27 protein-coding genes, 1 pseudogene and 1 riboswitch are annotated in these 26,655 nt (G+C 43.5%); of the genes and pseudogenes, 18 read left to right on the top strand and 10 right to left on the bottom strand.

The window, feature by feature from the left end; genetic code table 11:
* Positions 1–403 (top strand): hypothetical protein (locus tag CSV79_RS16890; protein WP_199171934.1); only part of this gene is annotated, 403 nt, incomplete at its 5' end.
* On the opposite strand, the gene CSV79_RS14625 is transcribed toward CSV79_RS16890, so the two are convergent.
* Complete coding sequence (locus CSV79_RS14625) at positions 390–803, bottom strand: hypothetical protein (protein ID WP_099689785.1); 414 nt, start codon at positions 801–803, stop codon at positions 390–392. The genes CSV79_RS16890 and CSV79_RS14625 overlap by 14 nt on opposite strands.
* Positions 804–1,015: 212 nt before the next feature.
* On the opposite strand from CSV79_RS14625, the gene CSV79_RS14620 reads away from it, so the two are divergent.
* From CSV79_RS14620 to CSV79_RS14600, 5 genes are all read left to right on the top strand, one after another.
* Positions 1,016–2,611: a long-chain-fatty-acid--CoA ligase gene (locus CSV79_RS14620; protein WP_099689784.1), complete on the top strand. Its 1,596-nt coding sequence runs from the start codon at positions 1,016–1,018 to the stop codon at positions 2,609–2,611.
* 229 nt (positions 2,612–2,840) lie between these two features.
* Positions 2,841–4,130 carry a polysaccharide deacetylase family protein gene (locus tag CSV79_RS14615; protein WP_099689783.1) on the top strand — a complete coding sequence of 430 codons (1,290 nt, stop codon included), beginning with the start codon at positions 2,841–2,843 and terminating at the stop codon, positions 4,128–4,130.
* 19 nt (positions 4,131–4,149) lie between these two features.
* Positions 4,150–4,653 (top strand): sigma-70 family RNA polymerase sigma factor, encoded by a 504-nt coding sequence (locus CSV79_RS14610; RefSeq protein ID WP_099689782.1) that lies wholly within the window; start codon positions 4,150–4,152, stop codon positions 4,651–4,653.
* On the top strand, positions 4,650–5,723 hold the full coding sequence (locus CSV79_RS14605; protein ID WP_099689781.1) for a S26 family signal peptidase: 1,074 nt from the start codon (positions 4,650–4,652) through the stop codon (positions 5,721–5,723). Before CSV79_RS14610 ends, CSV79_RS14605 begins: the two co-directional genes overlap by 4 nt.
* Before the next feature lie 117 nt (positions 5,724–5,840).
* A complete protein-coding gene (locus CSV79_RS14600) occupies positions 5,841–7,199 on the top strand; it encodes an S-layer homology domain-containing protein (RefSeq protein WP_158232554.1) in 1,359 nt (452 codons plus the stop codon).
* Positions 7,200–7,246: 47 nt separating this feature from the next.
* Here the strand turns inward: CSV79_RS14600 and CSV79_RS14595 are convergent, their stop codons facing one another.
* The 4 genes and pseudogenes from CSV79_RS14595 to CSV79_RS14580 all read right to left on the bottom strand — a co-directional run bounded on the left by CSV79_RS14595 (position 7,247) and on the right by CSV79_RS14580 (position 11,828).
* Positions 7,247–9,001, bottom strand: coding sequence for a GMC family oxidoreductase (locus CSV79_RS14595; protein ID WP_099689779.1), 1,755 nt, complete (start codon positions 8,999–9,001; stop codon positions 7,247–7,249).
* A gap of 24 nt (positions 9,002–9,025) precedes the next feature.
* Positions 9,026–9,841 (bottom strand): gluconate 2-dehydrogenase subunit 3 family protein, encoded by an 816-nt coding sequence (locus tag CSV79_RS14590; protein ID WP_233201463.1) that lies wholly within the window; start codon positions 9,839–9,841, stop codon positions 9,026–9,028.
* A gap of 333 nt (positions 9,842–10,174) precedes the next feature.
* A pseudogene (locus tag CSV79_RS14585) lies at positions 10,175–10,400 on the bottom strand (bile acid:sodium symporter family protein); the annotation flags it as partial.
* A 27-nt stretch (positions 10,401–10,427) separates the two neighbouring features.
* Entirely contained in the window at positions 10,428–11,828 is a 1,401-nt protein-coding gene (locus CSV79_RS14580) for an FAD-binding oxidoreductase (protein WP_099689776.1), read from the bottom strand.
* A gap of 233 nt (positions 11,829–12,061) precedes the next feature.
* Between CSV79_RS14580 and CSV79_RS14575 the strand changes: the two genes are divergently transcribed.
* Positions 12,062–12,745 (top strand): DNA alkylation repair protein, encoded by a 684-nt coding sequence (locus CSV79_RS14575; protein ID WP_099689775.1) that lies wholly within the window; start codon positions 12,062–12,064, stop codon positions 12,743–12,745.
* A 40-nt stretch (positions 12,746–12,785) separates the two neighbouring features.
* On the opposite strand, the gene CSV79_RS14570 is transcribed toward CSV79_RS14575, so the two are convergent.
* Positions 12,786–13,484 (bottom strand): polyadenylate binding domain-containing protein, encoded by a 699-nt coding sequence (locus CSV79_RS14570; RefSeq protein WP_099689774.1) that lies wholly within the window; start codon positions 13,482–13,484, stop codon positions 12,786–12,788.
* Positions 13,485–13,508: 24 nt separating this feature from the next.
* The gene (locus tag CSV79_RS14565; RefSeq protein ID WP_099689787.1) at positions 13,509–13,949 is read right to left on the bottom strand and encodes a collagen-like triple helix repeat-containing protein; all 441 of its coding nucleotides are present in this window, start codon (positions 13,947–13,949) and stop codon (positions 13,509–13,511) included.
* A gap of 219 nt (positions 13,950–14,168) precedes the next feature.
* On the opposite strand from CSV79_RS14565, the gene CSV79_RS14560 reads away from it, so the two are divergent.
* The gene (locus CSV79_RS14560; RefSeq protein ID WP_099689773.1) at positions 14,169–15,056 is read left to right on the top strand and encodes a 5'-3' exonuclease; all 888 of its coding nucleotides are present in this window, start codon (positions 14,169–14,171) and stop codon (positions 15,054–15,056) included.
* Here CSV79_RS14560 and CSV79_RS14555 read toward each other — a convergent pair.
* Complete coding sequence (locus CSV79_RS14555; RefSeq protein WP_099689772.1) at positions 15,045–15,560, bottom strand: C39 family peptidase; 516 nt, start codon at positions 15,558–15,560, stop codon at positions 15,045–15,047. The genes CSV79_RS14560 and CSV79_RS14555 overlap by 12 nt on opposite strands.
* A gap of 61 nt (positions 15,561–15,621) precedes the next feature.
* On the bottom strand, positions 15,622–15,942 hold the full coding sequence (locus tag CSV79_RS14550) for a thioredoxin family protein (protein WP_099689771.1): 321 nt from the start codon (positions 15,940–15,942) through the stop codon (positions 15,622–15,624).
* A gap of 212 nt (positions 15,943–16,154) precedes the next feature.
* Between CSV79_RS14550 and CSV79_RS14545 the strand changes: the two genes are divergently transcribed.
* From CSV79_RS14545 to CSV79_RS14500, 10 genes are all read left to right on the top strand, one after another.
* Positions 16,155–18,539 carry a 3-hydroxyacyl-CoA dehydrogenase/enoyl-CoA hydratase family protein gene (locus tag CSV79_RS14545; protein ID WP_099689770.1) on the top strand — a complete coding sequence of 795 codons (2,385 nt, stop codon included), beginning with the start codon at positions 16,155–16,157 and terminating at the stop codon, positions 18,537–18,539.
* A gap of 27 nt (positions 18,540–18,566) precedes the next feature.
* The gene (locus tag CSV79_RS14540; RefSeq protein WP_099689769.1) at positions 18,567–19,742 is read left to right on the top strand and encodes an acetyl-CoA C-acetyltransferase; all 1,176 of its coding nucleotides are present in this window, start codon (positions 18,567–18,569) and stop codon (positions 19,740–19,742) included.
* A 57-nt stretch (positions 19,743–19,799) separates the two neighbouring features.
* A complete protein-coding gene (locus tag CSV79_RS14535) occupies positions 19,800–21,572 on the top strand; it encodes an acyl-CoA dehydrogenase family protein (protein WP_369824991.1) in 1,773 nt (590 codons plus the stop codon).
* A gap of 402 nt (positions 21,573–21,974) precedes the next feature.
* Positions 21,975–22,334, top strand: coding sequence for an arsenate reductase family protein (locus CSV79_RS14530; RefSeq protein WP_099689768.1), 360 nt, complete (start codon positions 21,975–21,977; stop codon positions 22,332–22,334).
* A gap of 77 nt (positions 22,335–22,411) precedes the next feature.
* Positions 22,412–22,795, top strand: coding sequence for a glycine cleavage system protein GcvH (gene gcvH, locus CSV79_RS14525; protein WP_099689767.1), 384 nt, complete (start codon positions 22,412–22,414; stop codon positions 22,793–22,795).
* Between the two features lie 60 nt (positions 22,796–22,855).
* Positions 22,856–23,221: a hypothetical protein gene (locus CSV79_RS14520; protein WP_099689766.1), complete on the top strand. Its 366-nt coding sequence runs from the start codon at positions 22,856–22,858 to the stop codon at positions 23,219–23,221.
* The gene (locus tag CSV79_RS14515) at positions 23,202–23,501 is read left to right on the top strand and encodes a thioredoxin family protein (protein ID WP_099689765.1); all 300 of its coding nucleotides are present in this window, start codon (positions 23,202–23,204) and stop codon (positions 23,499–23,501) included. Before CSV79_RS14520 ends, CSV79_RS14515 begins: the two co-directional genes overlap by 20 nt.
* A gap of 51 nt (positions 23,502–23,552) precedes the next feature.
* Positions 23,553–23,658: riboswitch (SAM riboswitch) on the top strand.
* A gap of 105 nt (positions 23,659–23,763) precedes the next feature.
* Entirely contained in the window at positions 23,764–24,789 is a 1,026-nt protein-coding gene (locus tag CSV79_RS14510) for a methionine ABC transporter ATP-binding protein (RefSeq protein WP_099689764.1), read from the top strand.
* A complete protein-coding gene (locus CSV79_RS14505) occupies positions 24,782–25,450 on the top strand; it encodes a methionine ABC transporter permease (protein WP_099689763.1) in 669 nt (222 codons plus the stop codon). Before CSV79_RS14510 ends, CSV79_RS14505 begins: the two co-directional genes overlap by 8 nt.
* 61 nt (positions 25,451–25,511) lie before the next feature.
* Positions 25,512–26,366: a MetQ/NlpA family ABC transporter substrate-binding protein gene (locus CSV79_RS14500; RefSeq protein WP_099689762.1), complete on the top strand. Its 855-nt coding sequence runs from the start codon at positions 25,512–25,514 to the stop codon at positions 26,364–26,366.
* Here CSV79_RS14500 and CSV79_RS16885 read toward each other — a convergent pair.
* Positions 26,323–26,655, bottom strand: a 333-nt coding sequence (locus CSV79_RS16885) for a hypothetical protein (RefSeq protein ID WP_199171933.1), incomplete at its 5' end; no start/stop codon positions are given. The two genes, CSV79_RS14500 and CSV79_RS16885, sit on opposite strands and share 44 nt — an antisense overlap.

The raw sequence follows: 26,655 nt of genomic DNA, 5'->3' as shown, positions 1-26,655 counted from the left end.
CATAGAAAGCGACTCCGCGCTCATAGAAAGCGACTCCGCGCTCATAGAAAGCGACTCCGCGCTCATAGAAAGCGACTCCGCGCTCATAGAAAGCGACTCCGCGCTCATAGAAAGCGATCTCGCGCTCATAGAAAGCGACTCCGCGCTCATAGAAAGCGACTCCGCGCTCATAGAAAGCGATGTCGCGCTCATAGAAAGCGATCCCGCGCTCATAGAAAGCGATCGCGCGCTCATAGAAAGCGATCGCGCGCTCATAGAAAGCGATCGCGCGCTCATAGAAAGCGATCGCGCGCTCATAGAAAGCGATGTCGCGCTCATAGAAAGCGATCTCGCGCTCATAGAAAGCGATCCCGCGCTCATAGAAAGCGACTCCGCGCTCATAGAACACGTTACCGCCCAGTAACAACCAATACATCATTCTCCGGAGTCAGTCTACCGTTCTTCTCTGAATAATCACCGGGCATTCTTGATAGGGGAACAGTTTTCACTGCATGATTTCCCTTTGCGAACACAAGTAAGAAGCGATCTTCAAGTGATTCAATTCCATGCGTACTCCCTTTAAATTGGATATTTAATGATTCTTCGATGTTGTCTTTTGTTGTATAAGGACCGTAAACCATTGCTTGATCCCAGTAGAAATCGGTTAAAGGAGAGAGTGGAATTTCCGTTTTGTCGCTTTTCGCTAGATCTTCAATCTTCTTCCCTAGTACTAGATCTTCAGTTGCCCGATTCATAAAAAACAAACTAAGCCATGCAATCAATAGAACCGCTGCGAAAATCCATAGGAACCTTTTCTTTAACATTCATGCCCCTCCTATAGTATGAGACTTGTTATATTATACTATATAGCGGATTGAAGTTTAATTCGAAACCAATCGCTTTTAGCCTAATGAAACTTTTGTTGGAATCCGATGTTTCGGATGTTTTTCAATACTACGGAGGTTATAAATCTTTGAAGTATTGTAATATTAGCGATACATCTTATATAATGAAAATAATATAAGGAGGGATTCATATGAATGTTCCATTAGTCTTAACACAATTTCTAGATCGTGCGGTTTCGCTTTACGGTGATAAAGAAGCGATTTTTGGTGAAGAAGGTCGTTCTTTTACATACGCACAGTTTAACGGACGAGTGAACCAATTATCCCGCGGCTTACGTAGCCTAGGTATTGGGAAAGAAGATCATGTCGCATATTTATGCGGAAACTCTATTGAAATGCTTGAAGGGTTTTATGGGGTGTATCAAGTAAGCGCTATCATGGTTCCGCTAAATACACGGCTGAAACCTGAAGATTATTTATTCATATTGAATCATAGTGAATCAAAAGTATTGTTTGTGGATCAAGAGTTTTATGCACATATTCAGCCGATAGAGAAACAGCTGGAAACGGTGCAAAAGATTATTATTCATTATAAAAATGATGATACAGATGCGCTAGGTTATGATCAGTGGCTTGCGTCTTACTCAGATGAACCGTTTGACCGTGCAGATGTGCAGGAGGACGATGTCTGCAGTTTGCTGTATACGAGTGGCACGACGGGTAATCCGAAAGGGGTTATGCTGACACATCGGAATAATTATTTACATGCGATGAGCGCAATGCATCATTTGCGTGTGACGGATGAAGATGTATTGCTTCACGTGTTGCCGATGTTCCATGTAAACGGCTGGGGATCACCGTTTTATTATACGGCAAACGGAGCTTCACAAATTTGCTTACGTAAAACGTCCCCGCAAACGATTATCGAAGCGATTCAAAAGTATAAGGTAACGATTTTGCATATGGCGCCTGCTGTACTGAATGCGATTTTCCAGTATTGCGAAGAACATCAGCCGACGTTTGATCATAAAATTCGTGTCATTGTGGCGGGTTCCGCGCCTCCGCCATCATTCATTTCGCGTGTGGAAGAAGAACTTGGCTGGGAATTCATTCAAGTATACGGAATGACGGAAACATCTCCGTTCAGTCTATTTTCTACGATCCGTTCGACTGTCGCGAATTTGTCGGATCAGGAGAAAATACAGCTAAAGGCAAAAGCAGGGTATCCGATGATTGGTGCGGATGTTCGGGTAGTGGATGATCATGGTGATGAAGTTGTTCATGATGGGAAGCAGTCTGGTGAAATCACGGTACGAAGTCATGGTGTCATGAAAGGCTATTGGAAAAACAAAGAAGCGACCGATGAAGTATTGCGAAACGGCTACATGATGACAGGCGATATGGGAACGGTAGATGAATATGGCTATATTAATATCGTGGATCGTAAAAAAGATGTCGTGATTAGTGGTGGTGAAAATATATCTTCTATAGAAGTAGAAGGCGTGCTATATGACCATCCTGCTGTACTTGAAGCAGCCGTCATTGCTGTGCCACATGAAAAATGGGGAGAAACACCGCATGCATTCATTGTGTTACGCGATGGTGCCGATGCAACTGAGCGGGATATTATCGATTTCTCAAGAGCTAATCTTGCTCATTTCAAAGCAGTCACTGGCGTTACATTTGTGAAGGAACTTCCGAAAACCGCTTCCGGGAAAATTCAAAAGGTGCAAATTCGTGATGAGTATTGGGAGAAGGTGGGCAAGGCAGGTAGGTTAGTTAATTAGAAGCAGTATTTTACATTTACATTTGAATCGGCATTCTTTCGCTCGTATCTGGGTGAAGGAATGCTGTTTTTTTTGAAAGTACATATGTGTAGTAGATTTTGTGGGTGGATAGCAAAGATCCGCGATAGTCATAAACGTTAAACGATCTCAAAATCTTTTTACCAACCGTTGAAACTTTTTCTGAATTCCTCCGTCTGTACGGTACTTAAATGACAGTGGAGGTAAAAGGATGAAGAAAGTGTTTAGCTGCGGGCTATTACTTGTTAGTGCAATTTTATTTATACTGGGTAATGGTGTGAATTGGATTTTGAATGAAACGCCACTTTTCCGTGAGCAGCAAGGAACAGTGTTTGCGCAAGCTGTTCGAAGTGAACCGGTTGTTTCGGTGAGAGAATTTGAACGGGTGTTAACACTTCAAGAGCGCCAGCCAATCTATATGAGGACGGAAAACCTTATACAAATCGGGGTGTTAGAGGCAGGTCAACCAGTTGCGATTACAGGTGAAGATGAGGCGTATTATGTGCTTAGCTTAGGTAAAATGGCTGCATTTATTCCTAAAGGTCGTGGTGTAGTTGAGAAACAGAAAGTATTGCCATCTGTTTATACAGAACGATTCGCTTCGGTGGAAACGCTTGAAACTACGACAGTGTATGCGGAAGCTGACTTGGAAAGTGGCGCGTTACTGCAATTAGAAGCAGGTTATCGCTATCCAGTCGTACAGGAAATAGAAGATTGGTATATCATTAAAATAGGTGAACGACCGGGATACATCCATAAGCAGTCCATTACGTTAGACACGGGGGTGCCTGTGCTTGTATACCACCAAGTACTACCGCGCGCCATGATGCAAACAACGATGAGCACGATTTCATTGGAAAGTTTTGAACAGCAGATGGGGTATTTAGCAGATCAGCAGTTTACGACACTGACTTCACAACAGCTTTATGATTATTTAGAAGGACGCCTTGTCGTACCGAGCCAAGCGATTGTTATTACATTCGACGATGGTTTAGTATCAGCGAAGGACTATGCGTATCCTGTGTTACAGAAATACGGATTTACTGCACCGCATCATATGATCTCTTCACGCATGGATCGAGAAAAGGGTGCACCGGCATTTGATGGAGGCGGATTGTTAACGTATTTAACGGCTGCTGATTTAGATAAGATGAAAGATGTGTTTCAGTTTGAAGCGCATACGAGCGAGTTGCATGAACTCAATCATGCTACGAATCTAGGTGTGGTATTTGATCATACACAAGATGAAATAGCCGCGGATTTACTAGAGAATTTAAAGAAAGTACCAACAGCTGTTTCAATAGCGTATCCCTACGGGCAGTACAATGAACAATTTATTGCCGCGGCTAAAGAAGTCGGACTATTAATTGGCTATACGACGGTTGAAGGGTATGCGACTATGGATACTTCGAATTATGAAGTGAATCGATTTGGCATGACAGAAAAAAGATCATTTGAGCAATTTGCTACGTATGTGGATGGGGACATGACGTGGCCATAGAAGAGAGTGACTAACGCACATGAATGAAATGGATCAAATCATGAATAAGCATTCGCGTTATTTAGTACGCATCGCTTATTTATATGTGAAAAATTGGTCGACAGCGGAGGATGTTGTACAAGAAGTATTTGTCACGTACTTTCAAAAAAGCGACCAGTTTCGTAACGAAGCTTCATTAAAAACCTACTTAACAAAAATGACAGCCAACCGTGCAAAAGATTATTTGCGTTCCTGGAAGCATAAAAAGGATGTGCTGTTTGATACGATTTTTGTTTCATCAAAAAGTACAGAAGAAGTACTACTCGAGCAAGAGCGACTCGCTTCACTTGAAAAACATCTTTTTCAGCTGCCATTAAAGTATCGTGAGCCGTTAATTTTATTTTATTATGATGAGCAATCAATAGCGGAGATTGCGGAGTACTTGGATCTAAATGAAAACACGGTGAAAACGAGACTACGAAGGGCAAAGCAACAACTGAAGGAGTTCTTTGATGAAGAGGAAGAGGAGGGAATGGGTACATGAGTGATTTTAAACGTAAGTTAGATCAAATGATGGGCGATACATCGGACCAAGAGAGACGGATTAAGCAGCGTGTACATGAAGAGTTACAGCCGACAGGTAAAAAGCATTCATGGCGCGTGCTAGTTGTCACGGCAGCTCTACCTGTAGTTGCCCTATTACTGATTATGACATTCATCCCTTCCAATCTACTTTCCTCCGATGAGGGACGTGGGGTTCCATATGATCCTTTAGATGATATGGCGCAAATTTCGGCATTACAGAAAAAGCAGATGTTATCTAGTATTGATTATGAAGAATTCGCGAAGTTACCTCATTTTGATACAGTCGATGGTCTCAATTATGTCGATAAAACACCATTTACGTTACAAGGTAGTTCAGACACATATCATACGGTTATTGAACGTCAAGCCAATTTATTTGATGATATTGTCTACGAAGCAGGTGATATCGTGCGGACGATGACCAATACATCGAGCCATTTACCAACATTTGATGATGTATATTATGAGGTTCTAGCGATTCCGGGAGACCGTGTCGTATTGAAAAATGGAGAGCTGACTATAAATGGGAAACCAGTAGATACGGAGATTATGGAGCGTTATAAAGAACGAGATATCCAGATTGCTGGAGGCTACGATCAGCTATTAAATGCGCGGGAATATTTTTTATTGAATCATTTCCCTAGGAGTGAATCAGTACAGGGGGCGACGATTACGCCAGTGCATAAAATTTATGGGCAAGTAGTAGGCGTTGCGACGGAGGAAAAGACAAGGTCTGTTTATTTAGATTATTTATCCGGACAGCTGACTGGGGACTACAAGCCAGAGCAAATATTCGATGTCTATTTATATGACGAATTATTTGGCTTACGTGATTTGCCACAAACAGCCGGATTTGCACAAATCAGTCGTAAGCCCGAAATGTTTTTAGAAGCATCTTATCGAAAAGTGACCATGCGATCTGACAATCAAGTAGAAATTCGCTATCAATATGGACGACAAGGCGTTGCTGAGCATGTATTCACTATGGGAAGGGATGCAAGCTCGGGGCGTTGGGTAGTAGAAGACTAATACGTCGGTTGAAACCAGGCGGGTAGGTTTTTACAAGAAGCTGTCAACCAACCGCTCACTATATAGAAAAGTCCGCCTGGTTTTAATTAAAGAATGACTAATAGGAGGTTGATTCTGTTGAAAAATAAACTACTTATAGTATTCACGACTTTATTGCTTATTTTCTCAGCTACACCAGTCCAAGTACACGCGGCAACTACGTTTACTGATGTAGATAAACACTGGGCAAAGAACGAAATCAAGTATTTGACTGATCATAATATAATCGGTGGTTATCCGGACGGCACGTTTAAACCGAATGAGCCAATCACTCGTGCACAGGCGTCTGCAATGTTGATTAAAGCGTTAAAGATTCCACTCGTAAAAAATCCGACAGTCCAATTCAAGGACGTATCGAATAAGTCTTCGTATTACCAGATTCTCGCGACGGTAAATGAAAAAGGTATACTGCGCGGAGACAACGGATTTATGCGTCCTAGCGAGGAAACTTCACGTGCGCAAATGGCTGCAATCTTGCGACGTTCATTTAACATACCACTCGATAAGCAAGCAACATTTGTCGATGTGACACCGGCACACTGGGCGTATCAAGATATTAACGGAATCGCAAAACAACGCGTCGCAGGTGGTTCGGAAGGAAAGTATATGCCAGCCAATTCAGTCACGCGGGCACAGTTTTCCGCATTTCTCGTTCGTGCACTTGATGATTCCAAAAAGCTCAGTAGCTACCACTCCTATGTCAGTACGAAAGGGAAAACCGTGGAACAAAATGGTTTCTCCTATACTGTAAGTACGGGTGACTATCCTTATAAGTTGCTGAAAGAACAAATTAAGACTGGCACTAGTGAAGTGTTAATTAGACCAGAAGACACACCGAGAAATGATACGTTTCAAGTATATCTGATGAAAGGTTTCCAGCTGATCCTCTATAATGATGAGATTTTCATCCCTTATTGGTATGCTGTTGGTGAAATGAGTGAGATGCCAATTTCCTATGCGCTAATGAAGGTGAAAACGAACGGCCAAGAGCTAACTTTCATGGATCAACCGAATGACTTCTCTTTCCGCAATCTGTTTATCTGGAATGACCGGATGTACTATACGAATGAAAAAAATAAAGCCCGTTATTTCGATTACTCGTTTAATCCGAATCCGCCACTAGACGATCCTCTCGTACTTTATTCTGCCACGTTAGACGGGAAGGATAAAAGAAAAGAATTCGGCTTCGAAGCTCGTGTGATTTTCGATAATGTGGCATTCACACCGAAACATGTCCAAGTAAATCAAAACAATAAATCGGTCTTGTTTGATCACTCGACGATGTATTATTTCAATAAAACAGGCGTATACAAGTATAGCTTGCTTCATAAAAAAACTAGCAAGCTGTCAAATGTCCTGGCAAAAGATATGTATGTAACTGAAACACAGTTGGTCGTGACGGATCAAAAAGGGAAGAACTATACGTTGAAGAAGTAAAAAAATGCCTCCATCCTGTTTAATGAACAGGGGGAGGCGTTTTGAATTTATGCGTTTTTCTCAAGCTTCTTATAAGCAAGATTGCCACCTTCTTTTAAGTAGGTAATCATGCCTTCTGCAGCACGGTAGGCAAATGCGCCAATCGTAACCGTAGGATTATAATTACCGGTGTGTGGGAATGATGAGCCCCCAACAACAAACAGATTATCCATATCCCACATTTGTGAGTACGTATTGACAGCGGATGTTGCAGGGTCCGCACCCATAATCGCACCGCCAAAGAAGTGATCTGTATAAAATTTATGATCGAATGCAGTATCATCTTTGACGACATCGACATTCATTGTATCTGCACCCATTGCTTTCATTATTTCTGCACAACGGGCTACGCCAGCTTTTGCCCGAGCGATGTCTTGTTTCGCATAGGTGACGGTAACACGCAAAAGAGGATTGCCGAGTGCGTCTTTATACGTTGGGTCAAGATCCATATACGTATTCTTGTTTGGAAGGAAGCCGCTTTGCGCTGTGATGAACAAGTTTCGGTTGAAATATTTCAACGACTGCTTTTTAAATTCTTTGCCCCAGCCTGGCGTGCCTTCTGGAACTGAGTTATGTGCGATTGGACGTGTACCTAGCTGACTGTAATGCACTTCGTATCCATGCAAGAAGTCGAGATTCGTATGATCTTCGTAATCCCCACTGAAGTCATCGATTGTTGCACCTAGCCCTCCGGTACCCATAAAGTTATTGAACTTTTTATTTTCAAAGAATCCGCGAGCCCCAATATACGTTGACAGATTACTGAAGTGGCCTGTGAAATTCTTCCCGATAATCCCTTGTCCTGTTTTCGGATTATAAGGCTGTCCGATTTTTGACGTTAGCAATAGTCGCGTATTCGTAAAAACAAATCCAGCAAGGACTACGATGTCTGCAGGTTGCTCGAATACTTCACCTGTATTCGTGTCAGTATAAACTAATCCAATAGCTTTCTTACCGTCATGGCTTACGCTGTTCACGAATGAATCATTGCGGATTTCAAGATTACCCGTCTTTTGTGCCGTGGCCAGTACGGTAATGATCGGATCAGCTTTTGCACCGAAGTCACAGCCGTATTCTTCACAAAATGCACAGTAGACACATCCATTGATTGTTTCACCATCTGGATTGGTATACGTTTGTGAAGCGTTGGCAGATGGAATACGGTATGGATGATAGCCAAGATTTTTCGTTGCTTCTGTAAATAGCCGAATGGCTGGTGTTTCTTTCATCGGCGGAAGAGGGTACTTATCAGAGCGTGGGGGACCAAGCGGACTTTCTTCGCCTGAGATGGCGGCTGTTTTTTCGTATTTATCAAAATACGGCTCCAGCTCGTCATATGTAATACCCCAGTCTTGCATGGTCGATTCTTTAGGAATTTTATCTTTACCATAGCGCTCAACCGTTTTGCTGTAGATTTCAAAATCATAAGGCAACCAACGGAACGCCAACCCATTCCAGTGAACTCCCGCGCCTCCTGTGTGATTTCCAAGTCTCGCATTCATATTGTTTCGAACGGGCATTGCTACTTTATCCATCGAATTCCTTGAAGTGATCGTATCCTTATTCAGCTCCTGCATAAGATCATACCGTTTGGAATAGCGCAATTCGTCTTTCGTACCGATGAAATCTTCTTGCTTTTTGTTTTTACCCCGTTCTAGTATTACTACTTTATGTCCGGCTTTCGTCAGTTCTGCCGCGGCAATTCCACCAACCCAGCCAGACCCAACAATTACGACATCTACTTTTTTTAATTTTTTGACCATATCATGTCCTCCTTGTAAGTTTCCTTAGTGTCCTTGATAGTCTCTTAAACTGATCGGATCCAGTTTTACAAATTCATCTTGTTCAATATAGGTGGCATACGAGGCTTGCGCACCAGGGAACTCCTTCATTTTCCAGCCTTCCATATTCACATTACCGCCATAGAGAGGATCAGAATAAGCGCCTTCCAATGTTGCTTGTTTCAACAAGATGAAAAACTCGGATGCTTTGACGCCTTGCATTTTCACGTTGTTCGCTTCGAAGTCTGTCATGATTTCGATTTGTTGTTCTTCGCTTGCTTCGTCAAATGGAGTGCTGAAACGTTTTTGGCTTTCCTCGTCCATTTTTCGCAATCCAAGTAAAAAGAGGCTACCCCGATCCAAAATCGATTGTTCTCCACCTGGACCAGCCGTTTGGTCGGACTTGTCCAAATTCGCCACGAAAGGACCTTGTCGGTAGTCGTGTCCATTTATACCCCAGCGACCGGCAAGTTGTTTGTCGATATAATAGGGTACGCCTAATTTGATAGCGCCAGGACCAAGTTCATCTTCGGGAAGTATTTGTTCTGTGGAAGCTATCAATAATTTGAAATCGTGTTCACGTGTGAAAAACTGACGTGCTTGAAATGCTTCATACTCTTTATTCGGGTGTGCATTTTCGGTTTCTCCATTTTGCTTATCTTTTTTGTCTAAGCCGCCTGTTATCAGACCCCCAAAAAGCGATCCCCCAACGAGTCCACCGGCTACTAATCCAGTGTTTTTCAAGAAATTTCTCCGACTCAAGTCTTGTTGATGCTCAGATTTTCCATTTTCCTTGATGGGTGGCTGTTTATCCGCCATCATAATCCCTCCTTATAAAATAAAAACTTCAAAAGATACTAGAGTATAACAGTTATTTGGTTTACTCTGCCAACTGCGACATATTTAGATATACCCTAAAATCCTAAGGCTTAGACACAAAGTTCCGTAAAACCTCTAAATTAAAATGGTTTTATTATAATTAGTTTCGTAGACGGAGCAATGGGGAAAGTAGGAATGAGCTTCGAAATAGATAGTTGACGATCTCAAATAATACTAAAAAAAGACATTCCTTCACGACGAGTAGCGTGAAAGGATGTCTTTATTCTATAAAAAAAGATATATCGTTAGGTATCGAAGGAACTTTCGAAATTTTATAGCTGCAATTGGTATACTGATGAACTGCGCTACTACACCAATTAGTATAGGACCGGAATTCGTCAAGATGATATTAAAGTGGATCGCTTTTAATGTTAGCCCCATTCCGAACATCACTACACCGAGTAAAATCGTGATATATGTGTCTAGTCCAAAAAAGGAGTCCGCAACATCAACGCGATACCAGCGATCATGATTACCAAACAGCAAAGTATTGTCCGGCAATTGAACTAACTTAACTGTTTCCGGAGGGTTATAGTTTTGGTACTGCAGAATCAAGGTGGAAGATTTTATTTGGATTGAGTAAATTATCTGGATCGAGCGCACGTTTGATTTTTTCCATTACTTCAAGTGCCGCACCGTGTTCTTGTTGCTGATATTTCTGTTTACCGACACCAACACCGTGCTCTCCTGTACACGTGCCGCCACGTTCAAGTGCATAGAGAACAATTCGTTCATTTAACTCGTCTGCTTTAGCACGTTCTGCTGGATCATTCATATCCATCATCAATAAGACGTGGAAGTTACCGTCACCTACATGGCCTACAATTCCAGCGGGCATGTTAAGAGACTCAACGGTTTCGCGTGCATGATTCACTGCGTTCGCTAACTCTGAAATTGGTAAGCAAACATCCGTCACCATCAACTTTTTGCCCGGATTACCATGGATGAAAGCATAGGCCAAATTATGACGTGCTTCCCATAGTCTGTTACGTCCAGCGTTGTCTGTCTCAAATTCGACTTCTTCGCCGTGATGGTCAGCTACGATTTCTTTTGTGAATTCTACGTCTTGCTGTAGTCCTGCCTCGTTACCGTGGAACTCTAGGAACAATGTAGGTTTTTCATGATAGTTCGTTTCACTAAAATGATTGACTTGTTTCATCGATGGTTCATCAACTAGTTCAACACGTGCAATTGGAATACCCGCTTGCAAAATAGAAAGGACTGCTTCTACTGCGTCATTGACGGTTGGGAATGACGCACGCGCTGCTGTCGTATATTCAGGAATTCCATACACACGTAAAGTTAGTTCGGTAAAGCAACCAAGGATACCTTCAGAACCTACAAAGAGTCCATTTAAATGAAGACCGGACGCAGATTTTGCGGCTTTATTTCCTGTATGAATGATTGTGCCATCTGCGAGTACGACTTCCAAATCACGTACTTGGTCGCGCATGACACCGTATCTAACTGAAGTTGTGCCACTCGCGTTTGTTGCTGCCATGCCGCCGAGTGTAGCATCTGCTCCCGGATCGACAGAGAAGAATAGTCCGTGCTTCTTTAATACTTTATTTAATTGAGAGCGTGTGACGCCTGGTTGGACGGTAACTAAAAAATCTTCTGCACGTACGTCTAAAATATTGTTCATAAGTGAAAAGTCAATCGTGATGCCACCATTTTCGGGAATGACATGACCTTCTAGACTTGAGCCCAAGCCAAATGGTATGACTGGAATTTGATGTTTGGTTGAAATTTTCATAATTTGACTAACATCTTCGGCGGATGTGGGGAAGACGACGATATCTGGAAGCTTCATCGTATGGTAGGATTCGTCTTTACCATGTAGTTCGCGCACGGTTTCGTTAACTGTCACTTGTTCTTCTGTTAGTACGGATTGTAAAGCTTGTATTACATTCTGTGTTGATAGGGTCATCACTGTTAGCTCCTTAAATAAACAATTATTATATGGTGAATAGTTATATTGGTTAGAGTTGTTTAACTATTTAACTAATCGTTATTCCATTATACTAAAGAATCTGAATGGTACAAAGGTTTTTATGCTTATATTGCTAGAAAATTACCCATCTGTTATGGTTAAAATCAAATAAAACAGATGTAAGGGTTTTCATCAATTGTTAACTAAGGGAAGGGTAGAGGAAAGGTTGTATGCAAAATGAAATCAAAGAAAAAATTCATGAATTAATCGATGAGGACTATCAAAAATTTGCTTCTGCGCTTATCCCAACTAATGATAATGTATTAGGAGTACGCAAGCCGGAATTACGGAAACTAGCGAAGGAAATCGCGAAGGGCGACTGGCGCTCGTATTTGGAAACTGCGGAAGAAAACTATTTTGAGGAAGTAATGTTGCAAGGTTTGGTAATTGGTTATGTAAAAGCAGACATAGAGGAAATTCTGTCGTATGTGGTGGTGTTTGTACCAAAGATTGATAACTGGTCCGTATGTGATAGCTTTTGTACTAGCTTGAAAATAACGAAGCAACATAAGGAACGCGTGTGGGATTTCTTGCAGCCCTATTTGATTTCAGACGATGAGTACAAGCTTCGTTTTGGTATTGTCATGCTTTTGGATTATTATATCGAGTCGGATACGATCCATAGTGTACTGTCATTGCTCGACCGTGTGCAACATGACGGGTATTATGTGAAAATGGCCGTTGCTTGGGCACTGTCGATTTGTTTTGTGAAATTTCCTAAGCTGACGATGTGTTATTTAGAAGGGGATCATTCATTAGATAAATTCACATATAATAAGGCGTTACAGAAAATTACGGAGTCCCTACGTGTGGAGTCGGAAGTAAAGAGTGTAATTCGTGGGATGAAGATTTAATAGAATGAGAAAAACCTGGCGATTGTTCCGCCAGGTTTTTTTACGTACATCTAAATGAATCTATATGTTTAAGATCTAGACCATAATACTCCCAACGATAATGGCGCGGATCCCAACGATAGCCTGCAATTGAAGTCCTGCCTACAAATGTCGGGTAATACCAGAACCCTTTATGCCTAGAAGTCCAAATATACGTGTATCGGTACAAACACCCTGCTATTCCGCCCGGATCCACTGCGCGTAAACTGGCGTCTGGATAGCTAGGTGTTTGGCTCGGGGGGGCTGAAGTTGGTGCTTGTTGTTGGTTATGACCTCCAGATTGTCCGGGTTGCCCGTGATGTCCTGACTGACCATGATGTCCTGGATATCCTGGATATCCTGGGTGATTTGGGTATCCTTGTTGCCCTGGATAGCCTTGATTGCCCCCTGGCCACCCGTGATGTCCTGGAAACCCAGGCTGATTCGGATAGCCCGGTTGACTCGGGTAACCCGGTTGACTTGGATAACCTGGTTGACTTGGATAACCTGGTTGACTTGGATAGCTTGGTTGCTGTCCGGGCCAACCTGATTGCCAATGAGACTGCCCCGGAGAAGGATAATCCGGATACCCGCCCCCCGGCCACCCTTGTTGATGATTAGGTTGCTGCGGGCGATTCTGATGCTGATACGCCTCATACTGCTGTCCCGGATACCCTTCTGGCAACTGCGGATACCACATACCTTCATCTTGTTGACTCAAAATTTCACTCCTTTTCTATGTTCCTCAAATACAACGGAACGAATCAATCCGTTGCAAATCAATTCCTAAATACTCCCAACGATGTCTACGCGGATTCCATTGATAACCTGCTACAGATGTTCTGCCGACAAATGTTGGGTAGAACCAGAAGCCTCTAAATCTTGACGTCCAAACATATGTGAAGCGGTATAGACAACCAGAGATTGCGCCCGGGTCAACTGCGAATGTTTGGATTTCTGGGTAGCTAGGTATTTGGTGTGGAGGGGGTGTCGTTGGTGCGCTTGACTGCCCACCACCATGCCCTGGCTGGTTTGGAAAATTTGGGCGTCCCGGATAACCTGATTGCCCAGGAAATCCTGGCTGTCCTGGAAAACCAGGTGAACCGGGCATGCCAGGAAACCATTGCGATCCTGGAAATCCAGATTGACCCGGAAAACTAGGTTGCCAAGGAGAAAATGGGTGCATAGGAGAAGTGTTGCTCCATCCAGCCCCTCCCGGAAAGCCACCTTGCCATTGTTGTTGCCCATACTGAGGATAGCCAAAATTGCCACCTTGTTGATTCAACTAATCACTCCTTCTTTACCATCTCCTGTTATCATATGCAGCGCATTCGACATTTGACTTTTTCTTCATCTTCATTCACCGTAACTCTGTGATAGACTAGAGGAAAGGAAGTGGATACTGATGAATGAAAATAAACCACATATTTTAGTAGTGGATGGGATGGCGTTGTTATTCCGTTCATTTTTTGCGACGGCACATAGCGGCCAGTTTTTCCGCAATGCATTTGATGTGCCGACGAATGGTGTACAAGGTTTTGCACGGCATACGATGAGTGCGATCTCGATTTTCCAGCCGACCCATTTGGCGGTTTGTTGGGATATGGGTTCGAAAACGTTCCGCAATGAATTATTTTCGGATTATAAGGCGCATCGACCGGCACCAGCCCCCGAGTTGGTTCCACAATTCGACATGGCAAGAGAAGTGTCGGAAGCGTTGGGCTGGAAGAGTTACGGGATTAAAAATATGGAAGCCGATGATTTGATTGGTTCATTAGTAGAAACATGGAAAGACGAAGCCAAGTTGACGGTCGTTTCGGGGGATAAAGATTTATTGCAGTTACTGAAGCCGGAAGTGTCGATTGCGCTGACAAAGAAAGGGTTCACGCAGTACGATGAATATAATGAAGCGCGTTTTATAGAAGAGTATGGCATTACGCCAGCGCAGTTTATTGATCTGAAGGCATTTACAGGAGATTCGAGTGATGGCTATCCTGGCGTCAAGGGGATTGGACCGAAGACTGCATTGAAACTCATTCAGCAATATGGTTCGGTGGATGGCGTGCTGGCTGCGCGAGAAGAATTGACGGCGGGTATCCAAAAGAAGCTTGCTACGGATGAAGAGATATTGATGATTTCAAGAGAACTCGCAACGATTCATTGTCAAATTACGCTGGATGACCCACTGGATCAGTTGCTCATTCCGGCGTTTACCGAAGAACGAGCACAGTTAATGGAACAGCAAGGCTATTCGATGATTGCTAAGCAAGGACTTGCGACTTCACCGTTTTGACGGTTCGATTTTGACGAAGGTCAGAATGGTTTTATTCGGTTCATAAGGTATCGATCGAACGGTGCTTGCGCGGTTTCTACCACCGTTATCATGGACGAGTACATGCAGCGCACCCGCTACATAGTCATAGCCGACCATTACAACCCAGTGATAGTCGAATGAAAACCGACCGCACCATTTGAAGTTAAACCATTTGTCGAACTTCAACGCTACGGGACGATTTTCATCGATTTGCTTTAAGGCTTGCTGTACGTCGCATACTCCCACTTGCCAGTCTGCACCGAGCAGTTGCTTGAGTCTTCGGACAAAGCGCCACGTCGGCAAACCGATTTTCGTGCCGCCTAGTTTTCGGTACAGTTCGTTGATGTTCGGGGTGGGTGTGTGGGGGAATAGGTGTTGCAGTAGTACGAATGCGGTGACGGGTCCGCAGGCAGAAGGGCGGTACGCAGGCTCAATGTCCCCGTCATATTGTGACTTACCTTGCACGCGGATGAACTTTGCCATTAATAACGCCTCCTGTATTAAGAAACAGCGCTGACTTTTGTCAGCGCTGTTAGTTCTCTCGTTAAATCTTCACTCCATCAAGAAACTCTGTAACCTGTGCAGGGGATTTTGCGTTTGCGCTGTGTAGGTGGGCGAACTTCTCGCCGTTTTTGAACACTAGCAAACTTGGAATGCCCATAACTTCGTACTTTTCTGCGATTTCAGGAATAACATCACGATCTGCTTCATACCATGTGTAAGTATCGTATGTTTCCACGATAGGATCGATAAACATATCCATGCGTTTGCAGTCCGGACACCAGTCTGCTTCAAATTTCACCAATACCGGCTGGTCGCTTGTGATGATTTCGTTAAACTCTTCTACAGTTTTGATTTCTTTCATTAAGAACGCCTCCATTCAATAAATAGTGTACAATGTTTCTCAGCCGTTGTGTATTTAATTGCTTTCGCTAGTAATCTAAAAAGTCTGATAAAAAGTCTATTTAATATTGCGAAATAGTTTAAAATGATTTATAGTAGTATGTATAGGCAAGGCGTATTTTTTTACGCTAGTAATGAATGAGTGTTCATTCAAAGATAAAGGGAGGATTGCACGTGACTTATCAAATTAGAAAAGCGGCAGTTTTAGGATCAGGCGTAATGGGTTCTGGTATTGCGGCGCATTTAGCCAATATTGGCATACCTGTTCTTTTACTAGACATCCTACCACCGAAAGTAGGTGCGGATGACGAGGTGAAGGGACTGACAAATGAAGATCCGAGATTTCGCAATAAGTTTGCGGCTACTGCAGTGGAAAAATTGCTGAAACAAAAACCAGCACCTCTGACAACGAAGAGAAATCTTTCGTTAATTACACCAGGAAACTTCGAGGACCATTTGGATCAATTGAAAGACGTAGATTGGATCATTGAAGTCGTCGTTGAAAACGTAGACATTAAAAAGAGTTTATATGAAAAAATAGACAACGTACGAAAGCCAGGGACAATCATTTCATCCAATACATCTGGCATTAGTATTGAAGCCATGGCAGAAGGTCGTTCGAAAGATTTTCAAAAACACTTCCTTGGAACGCATTTCTTTAATCCTCCAAGATACTTGAAGTTGCTTGAGATTATTCCTACAAAAACAACAGCACCTGAAGTTGTAGAATTCATGACAACATTCAGTGAAGATCGTTTAGGCAAGGGAGTCGTTATTGCGAAAGATACACCGAACTTTATCGCGAACCGCATTGGTACATATGGTTTGCAAGTGACGTTGCATGAGATGCTTTCACGCGGCTATACGATTGGTGAAATTGATTCAGTTACAGGCACATTGATTGGTCGTCCGACCTCCGCGACGTTCCGTACATTAGATGTAGTCGGACTTGATACGTATATGCATGTAGCGAAGAATGTCTATGATCAGACGACTGGTAACGAGCAAAAGACATTTGAATTACCAGAAGTCGTACTGAAAATGATCGATAATGGTTGGATTGGCGCAAAGGCGAAGCAAGGATTCTACTTAAAAAAAGGTAGAGATATTCTTCAATTAGATATGAACACATTGGAATACATTCCTACAGAAAAAATGAAAGCGCCTTCAATCGACTTGGCGAAACAGCAAAAAGGTCTTGCGAATAAAGTGAAGACATTGCTGTATGCAAAAGACCGTGCAGGTGAGATTCTTTGGAGCACATTAACACCGACGATGCTTTACGCAGCACAACTTCATGGCGAGATTGCGGATGATATCGTAGCAATCGATAATGCTATGAAGTGGGGCTTCGGCTGGACGCAAGGACCGTTTGAAATTTGGGATGCGATTGGCGTTCAAAAATCAGTAGAGTTACTGAAAGAAGAGGGCAAGGAAATACCAACGCTCGTTCAGTCATTGCTCGATAAAGGCTTTGAAACTTTCTATAAAGAGGAAGAAGGCGATATATACTATTTCGATGGCTCGGATTACAAGGTAGTTGAAGTAAATGAAAAAGCGATTAACTTGAAGCTTTATAAAAAGAAACATGGCGTCATAAAGAAAAACCCTGGTGCTAGTTTAGTTGATTTAGGAGACGGCGTAGCATTGCTTGAATTCCACTCGCAATCAAATGCCATCGGACTCGACATCATCCAAATGATTAACTTTGCGGTCGATGAAGTGGAGAAGAATTTCAAAGGGCTTGTTATCGGGAATCAGGGGAAAAACTTCTGTGTTGGTGCGAACCTAGGGATGATCTTGATGGAAGCACAAGATGATAATATTTTTGAACTTGATTTCGTTATTCGTTCATTCCAGAATGCGATGATGAAGATTAAATATAGCAGTAAACCAGTCGTGGCAGCACCATTCCAAATGACACTCGGTGGCGGAGCGGAAGTGTGTTTGCCGGCTGCACATATTCAAGCATCAATGGAAACATATATGGGATTGGTTGAAGTAGGGGTTGGCTTGATTCCGGGTGGGGGAGGAAACGTCAATTTATATCAGAAGCATCTAAAAGGCTTGCCAAACGGTGTGCCAACGGACTATCAACATATCGCGAACAAAGTATTCGAATCGATTGCGATGGCGAAAGTCTCGGCATCGGCTGATGAAGCGCGAGAAAATAACTTCTTAGACTTTGCGGACGGCGTGAGTGTTAATTCCGATCATCAGATTTACGATGCGAAACAAGCTGCTCTTGCTTTATTTGAGACAGGCTACGTGGCACCAAAGAGAGAAAAGATTCCAGTAACAGGCGATTCAGGCTACGCGACATTGTTGTTGGCTGCGGAAGGTATGCATATCTCCAGTTTCATCAGCGATCATGATCTGAAAATCGCGAAGAAGCTAGCGTACGTGATTGCTGGCGGTAAGATTCCATACGGTACACATGTCGACGAGCAGTACTTGCTGGATCTAGAACGCGAAGCATTTTTGAGTTTAGTGGCAGAGCAGAAATCACAACAACGTATGCAGCATATGCTTGTGAAGGGCAAACCGTTACGTAACTGATGGTGGATAGATAAAGGAGGAAACAGCATGCGCGAAGCAGTAATTGTAGCCGGTGCTCGAACACCGATTGGAAAAGCAGGAAGAGGTTCTTTGGCGACTGTACGTCCGGATGATCTCGGGGCGTTGACGATAAAGGAAACATTGAAGCGTGCAGGAAATTATGATGGTCCGATTGATGATGTAATTATTGGCTGTGCAATGCCTGAAGCGGAACAAGGAATGAACGTGGCGCGTAATATCGGCACACTTGCGGGGTTACCTGATACGACTCCTGCAGTGACGATTAATCGTTTTTGTTCGTCCGGCTTGCAATCGATCGCTTATGCGGCAGAACGCATTATGCTCGGCTATTCCGAAGCGATTTTAGCTGGCGGCGTCGAGTCGATGAGTATGGTGCCGATGATGGGCAATACGATTCGACCAAACTTCAAACTAGCGGAAGAAGCACCGGAATACTATATGGGAATGGGGCATACAGCGGAGCAAGTGGCGCAAAAGTATGGCATCTCCCGTGAAGATCAAGATGCATTCGCAGTTGAATCGCATAAACGTGCAGATGCAGCCATTAAAGAAGGTAAGTTTGTCGACGAAATCGTACCGGTTGAAGTGACTAAACGTTTTGTCAATGGACAAGGCAAGTACCAAGAAGAGAGTGTATTATTCAAAATGGATGAAGGCGTACGTCCAGGCACAACGTCGGAAGTACTCGGGAAATTACGTCCAGCATTCGCAGCGAAAGGTTCTGTCACAGCGGGTAACGCTTCACAAACGTCGGATGGAGCAGGAATGGTCTTAGTAATGGATTCAGAAGTCGCCAACCAGCGCGGATTGAAACCATTAGCGAAATTCCGTTCATTCGCAGTAGGCGGTGTGCCACCAGAAATCATGGGGATTGGGCCAATTGAAGCGGTGCCTAAAGCATTAAAACTTGCGGGCTTGTCGATCGAGGACATTGATCTATGGGAACTCAATGAAGCATTCGCATCACAATCACTAGCCGTTATTCGTGAGCTTGGTCTGGATATGAGCAAAGTCAATGTCAACGGGGGAGCAATTGCAACGGGTCACCCACTAGGGGCAACTGGAACAGTATTAACATTGAAATTAATTCACGAATTGAAACGCCAAGGCAAAAAGTTCGGTGTCGTGACGATGTGTATCGGTGGCGGAATGGGAGCGGCAGGAGTATTCGAAGTCTTGTAAATAAATAGGTTTCGAAGAGGGGGAAGTTATATGACAAAAGCAATGGAGGGAAACACTATGACAGAATTCGTAAAAGGTGGAGCGTTTTTAACTGAGGATATGGACGCATCACGCGTTTTCACACCGGAGGATTTCACAGATGAACAGAAAATGATTGCAAAAACAACGGAAGAGTTCGTCAAAAATGATGTCTTGCCGTTAGTTGATAAGCTAGAAAATCATGAGTTCGAGCACTCTGTGAAACTATTGAAAAAAGCAGGTGATCTCGGTCTACTTGCAGCAGATATTCCTGAAGAGTATGAAGGTATTGGACTGGATAAAATATCTTCTGCATTAATCGCTGAAAAACTATCCATAGCCGGTGGATTCTCGATCACTCACGGTGCGCACGTAGGAATCGGGACTTTACCAATCGTGTTATTTGGTACTGACGACCAGAAGAAAAAATACTTACCGAATTCCGCAAGTGGCGATAAGATTTCCGCTTACGCATTGACAGAGCCAAGCTCAGGTTCAGATGCACTAGGTGCGAAAACAATAGCGAAGTTAAACGCAGAAGGTACACACTATGTACTAAACGGTGAAAAGCAGTGGATCACAAACTCGGCATTTGCTGACGTTTTCGTAGTTTATGCAAAAGTCGATGGCGATAAATTCACTGCGTTTATCGTAGAGAAAGAGTATCCAGGCGTTTCTGTAGGACCGGAAGAGAAAAAAATGGGTATCAAGTCATCTTCCACGCGGACATTAATCTTGGAAGATGCAAAAGTACCTGTTGAAAACTTATTAGGTGAAATCGGACGTGGACACATTATCGCGTTCAACATCTTAAACATCGGCCGTTACAAGCTTGGAGTAGGTACAGTCGGCGGATCTAAGCGTGCCCTTGAACTGGCTATCAAGTATGCGAACCAACGTAAGCAGTTCGACACACCTATTTCTTCATTTAACCTGACAAAAGAAAAGTTCGGTACAATGGCTTCTATGTTGTATGCAACTGAAAGCTTGGTTTACCGTACAGTTGGTTACTTTGAAGAACGTAACGCCGCAATGAGTCCTGAAGAGCAAAAAGACGGTGCAAAAGTGGCAGCTTCGATTGCCGAATATGCTATTGAATGTTCTATCAACAAAGTAATAGGTTCCGAAGTGTTAGATTATATTTCTGATGAAGCAGTTCAAATCCATGGTGGTTACGGCTTCATGGCGGAGTACGAAGTAGAGCGTATCTACCGCGACTCTCGGATCAACCGTATCTTCGAAGGTACGAATGAAATCAACCGTATGATCGTTCCAGGCACATTCCTTAAAAAAGCAATGAAAGGCGAATTGCCATTGCTTCAACAAGCACAAGGGCTGCAGGAAGAGCTGTTGATGATGATGCCGGAAGAAGTGGGCGACGAAGCATTAGCTCAGGAGAAAGTACTTGTGAAGAACGCGAAAAAAATCTGTATCCTAGTTGCAGGACTTGCAGCACAGCGCTATGGCACGAAGCTAGATCAAGAGCAGGAAATTCTCGTTAACATCGCAGACATCGCAAACGACATCTTTGGTATGGAGTCTGCAGTGCTTCGTACGGAGAAGGCGATTAACAAGAATGGCGAAGAAAAAGAGAATCAGAAGCTTCTATATACTCAAATCTTCTGTCAGGAAGCGTTCGGCCGTATTGAAACCGCAGCAAAAGAAACATTGCTTGCTGCAGTAGACGGTGACAACCAGCGTATGATGATCTCTGCATTGCGAAAGCTGACTCGTAATAATCCATACAACTTAATTGCGAAGAAGCGCGAAGCATCCGTGAAGCTAATTGCAGCTGAAAAGTATATAGTTTGATAAGCAAAGATTGTAGAAACACCCCAGTTTGATGTGCACCCCAAAAGTTAGAGCTACAATCTAACTTTTGGGGTGTTTTTGTGATGGATTACGTACTTTGCTAGGGCGAATTACGTGAGGGTGTGTCGCTCATAGATTGTGGTGCCGCGCTCCTAGTCTTGGGTGTGGCGCTCATAGATTATGGTTGCGCGCTCATAGACTAAGGTGTAGCGCTCATAGATCGTGGTTCTGCGCTCATAGTCTTGGGTGTGTCGCTCATAGATTGTGTTTCCGGGCTCATAGTCTTGAGTGTATCGCTCATAGATTGTGTTTCCGCGCCCAAAACCCCCAGTCTTCCGCTCATAGAATTAGCATCCACCCCAAATTGTTTGCTATACTAAAAAAAAGGGGGGAATGACGATTATGACAATTACATACTACGGCTACCCGAAGTGTGGTACATGCCGCAAAGCAAAGAAATGGCTAGAGAACGGGGAGCTTCCATTCGAAGTAGTGAACATAGCCGAACAACCACCGAGCGAAGACGAGTTGCGCACAATGATCACAAACTCCGGACTTGAACTGAAAAAATTCTTCAACACGAGCGGCATGAAATATCGAGAACTTCAGCTAAAGGACAAACTACCTGAAATGACCGACGATGAAAAGATCGCATTGCTCGCATCTGAAGGAATGCTCATTAAACGTCCAATCGTATCAGATGGGCAAAATGTCACAGTTGGTTTTAATGAAGAAACATTCGCACAAACATGGCAGGGGTGAACATAGATTCTTGTCTTTCAATAGGAACTATGGCAAACTGAATAAAGATAAACTATTATATTTTTGGAGGTAAAGACATGAGCACACCAAAAGAATTGCGCTATTCAGAAGAGCACGAATGGGTAAAAGAAGAAGACGGTAAATACCGTATCGGGATCACACATTTCGCACAGTCTGAGCTAGGAGATATCGTATTCGTTGAACTGCCACAAGTAGGCGACCAATTGAAATCAGACGAGCCTTTCGGTAGCGTTGAATCAGTAAAAACTGTTTCTGAATTGTACGCTCCATTAACTGGTAAAGTTGTTGAAGTGAACGAAGAGCTAGAAGATAGCCCAGAACTAGTTAACGAATCTCCATACGAAGGCGCTTGGATGGTCGTCGTGGAAATCGAAAACGAAGCTGAACTAGATGCTTTAATGACAGCTGAGCAATACGAAGAAATGACAGCTGGCGAATAAGAAAAAAGGAAAAGCGCTGGAACGTTCCGGCGCTTTTTTTACACTCTAGGAGGAAACTGGATGGATCCGAAAGTACTCATTGTGGAAGGCAGTTCCGACCGCAAAAGGCTATTGCCCATTCTTGCGGAGCCGGTCGATATCATTTGTACAAATGGCACAATCAGCTCCTACCATATCGAAGAGTTACTGGAACCATATGAGAACCAAGACCTTTTCGTTTTTATGGATGCCGATGCTTCGGGCGATTCCATTCGCAAGCTGTTTAAGCAGCTCTATCCTGAAGCAAAGCACTTATATACGGATCGCTTGTACCGTGAAGTCGAAACAACACCGAATAAAGTATTGGCTAGTGTGCTAATCGCCGCCAATTTCAAAGTACACTCTAAGTATCTGGCAGGTGGAATCAATGAATTACTGGACAAATGAAACGTGGAAACGCGAGCAGGCGGCAGAACCAATTGCCGCTTTTTATCTATATACCCCAATGTGCGGAACATGCAACGTCGCATCAAAAATGCTAACAGTCATCGAAGCTATGCGTCCCGACTTACCCGTTGGAAAAGCGGACTTGAATTACGTCCAACAAGTAGCAATCGATCACGAAATAGAAAGTGTCCCGTGTTTGCTCATTCACCGCAAAGGGCAACCAATGGAAAAAATTTACGCCTTCCAATCCGTACCCTATCTACTAGAGAAGCTCAGTTGACAGTAGAATCCGAAGTATGGTATAAGTAATACAATCAACTGAATATCGAAACTCTTATAACGAGCGGTGGAGGGAAGTGCCCTACGAAGCCCGGCAACCGTCACATACGTGAAATGGTGCCAATTCACTCAGAGCAAAAAGCTTTGACAGATGAGAGAAATGTAAACGTATATTTATTTCGATACGTTCAGCCTTTCTGCTTGTCTGCAGGAAGGTTTTTTTATGACCAAAATGAAATGGATTTGAAAAGGCGGTGCAGAAAATGATTCAACTAACAAACGTTCATAAAAAATTCCAATTGAACGGTTCAGAAATTGTCGCAGTAGAGGATGTGACAGTAGCCATCCAAGAAGGAGAAATTTTCGGCATCATCGGTTACAGTGGTGCAGGGAAAAGTACGCTCATCCGGTTATTAAACGGTCTCGAGCAACCAACATCCGGTAGCATTATGATCCATGGGCAAGAAATGACGACGCTAACAGGAGCGGGTCTACGTCATGCACGCCAGAAGATTAGTATGATTTTCCAGCACTTTAATTTACTTTGGTCACGCACAGTGGAAGAAAATATTGCATTCCCGCTTGAAATTGCAGGAGTAAAAAAGTCCGAACGTAAACGCAAAGTGAAGGAACTAATTGATCTGGTCGGCTTAACGGGGCGTGAAAAATCCTATCCTGCCCAGTTATCAGGCGGCCAAAAGCAACGAGTGGGCATTGCCCGAGCACTTGCGAATGATCCGGAAGTATTGCTTTGTGATGAAGCGACTTCTGCACTCGATCCTGAGACAACAAATGCGATTCTTGATTTATTGACTGATATTAATGAACGTCTTGGCTTGACGATTGTGCTTATTACGCATGAGATGCATGTCATTCGAAAGATTTGCCATCGTGTGGCGGTCATGGAAGCGGGGAAAGTCATGGAAATGGGCAACGTACTCGATGTCTTCCAAGCTCCACAAGCCGACATCACGAAGCGCTTCATTTCACAGGTGACGGATACAGCCGACACCGACGCGGCTATAGCACATTTGCGGGAAGAAGCGCCACAAGGGAAGTTGGTCAAGTTGGCATTCATCGGTGAACGTACAGAGCAACCTGTGCTTGCAGAATTGATCCGCAAATTTTCTATCGACGTCAATATCGTACAAGGGAATATTTCAACCACACGCGACGGCGCATACGGTACACTGGTTTTGCAATTGGTGGGAGATGTGGCGATTATTGAAGAAGCCATTACGTTCTTGCATGCCAATGAAGTAAAGACGGAGGTGCTGATGAATGATTGAGCAATGGTTCCCGAACGTGAACTGGGAAAAGATGTGGGTCGCGACAGGTGAAACACTGTATATGTCAGCATATTCAACATTCTTCACATTCGTCTTTGGTATTGCACTTGGTTTATTATTGTTTTTAACAAGTCCCGGTCAGTTATGGGCGAATAAAATGACTAATGTCTTTACAGGCGCGTTCGTCAATATCTTCCGTTCAATTCCGTTTATTATTTTAATTATTTTATTGATACCACTTACTAATTTATTGTTCGGGAGTATGCGTGGACCGAATGCAGCATTGCCTGCTTTAATCATTGGTGCCGCTCCTTTTTACGGTCGCATGGTGTTGATTGCATTGCAAGAAATCGATAAAGGGGTTATTGAAGCCGCGCGTTCGATGGGTGCTCGTACATCTACGATCATTTTCAAAGTATTGTTACCTGAATCGATGCCAGCACTCGTGTCTGGAATTACGGTTACATCAATTGCGCTTGTCGGCTATACGGCAATGGCAGGGGTCATTGGTGCAGGTGGACTTGGGACGCTTGCGTATCTTGAAGGGTTCCAGCGTAGTCGAGAAGATGTTACGATGATGGCGACGATTTTAGTGTTGGTCATCGTATTTATCATTCAGTTTATTGGTGATTTACTAGTTAAACGATTGGACAAGCGATAAAAGGTTTTGCAGGGAAACCTGTTAACTAAATAATTCCATTAAGGAAAGGAAGAAAAATGACATGAAGAAGTTTTTATTCGGATTATTCGCGACAGTTCTTGTGCTTGCACTTGCAGCATGCGGAACGAAAGACGATAGCGGCAAGGACAGTGGGGCGGCAGATGGTGATGCAGGAAAAGACGAGAAAACAACATTGACAGTCGGCGCGTCTAACACACCACACGCGGTGATTTTGGAACAAGCAAAGCCGTTATTAGCTGAAAAAGGCTATGATTTGAAGATTGAAGACTACACAGACTATGTATTACCAAACAAAGATTTGGATGCAGGTACACTAGATGCAAACTACTTCCAACATATACCTTACCTAGAGAGTCAAATTGCAGATTTCGGATATGATTTTGTCAATGCAGGAGCAATCCACATTGAACCAATCGGTGTCTACTCTAAGAAATATAAGTCATTGGAAGAACTTCCTGAAGGCGCAACGATCTTAATCAGTAACTCTGTTGCGGATCACGGCCGTGTACTTGCTATGCTCGAGGAAAAAGGCTTGATTAAGCTTGCTGATGGCGTGGAAAAAGTGAAAGCGGAAGTGGAAGATATCGTAGAAAATCCCAAGAACTTGAAGTTTGATGCGAACTACGAAGCAGCGTTAATGCCTCAATTGTATAAAAATGACGAGGGTGATGCGCTATTAATTAACTCCAACTTTGCTATTGATGCCGGCCTGAATCCAAAGGAAGAATCTATTGCATTAGAAGATCAAGAATCACCATATCTTAACGTAATTGCGGTGAAAAAAGGCAATGAAGACAGCGATGCGATCAAAGCATTGGTTGAAGTATTGACGTCAAAGCAAATCCAAGATTTCATTGAAGAAGAATGGCCTGGAGCAGTTGTTCCAGTAAAATAAGTTTGTGAATGCCGGTAGCTAATCCAGCTACCGGTTTTTTTGTTGTGTTTTTTGGGGAGGCACTCATAGGCCGTAGCTGTTCGCTCATAGGACTGTCCCCGCGCTCATAGACCCCAGCTGTGCGCTCATAGGACGTGTCCCCACGCTCATAGACCCCAGCCCCACGCTCATAGACCCCAGCTCCACGCTCATAGACCTCGGCTCCACGCTCATAGACCTCGGCTCCACGCTCATAGACCTCGGCTCCACGCTCATAGACCTCGGCTCCACGCTCATAGACCTCGGCTCC

The sequence above is a fragment of the Sporosarcina sp. P13 genome, from assembly GCF_002743055.1.
Lineage (GTDB): Bacteria > Bacillota > Bacilli > Bacillales_A > Planococcaceae > Sporosarcina.
The sequence above is the reverse complement of the archived record's forward strand: the minus strand, read 5'-3'. Positions and strand labels throughout refer to the sequence as shown.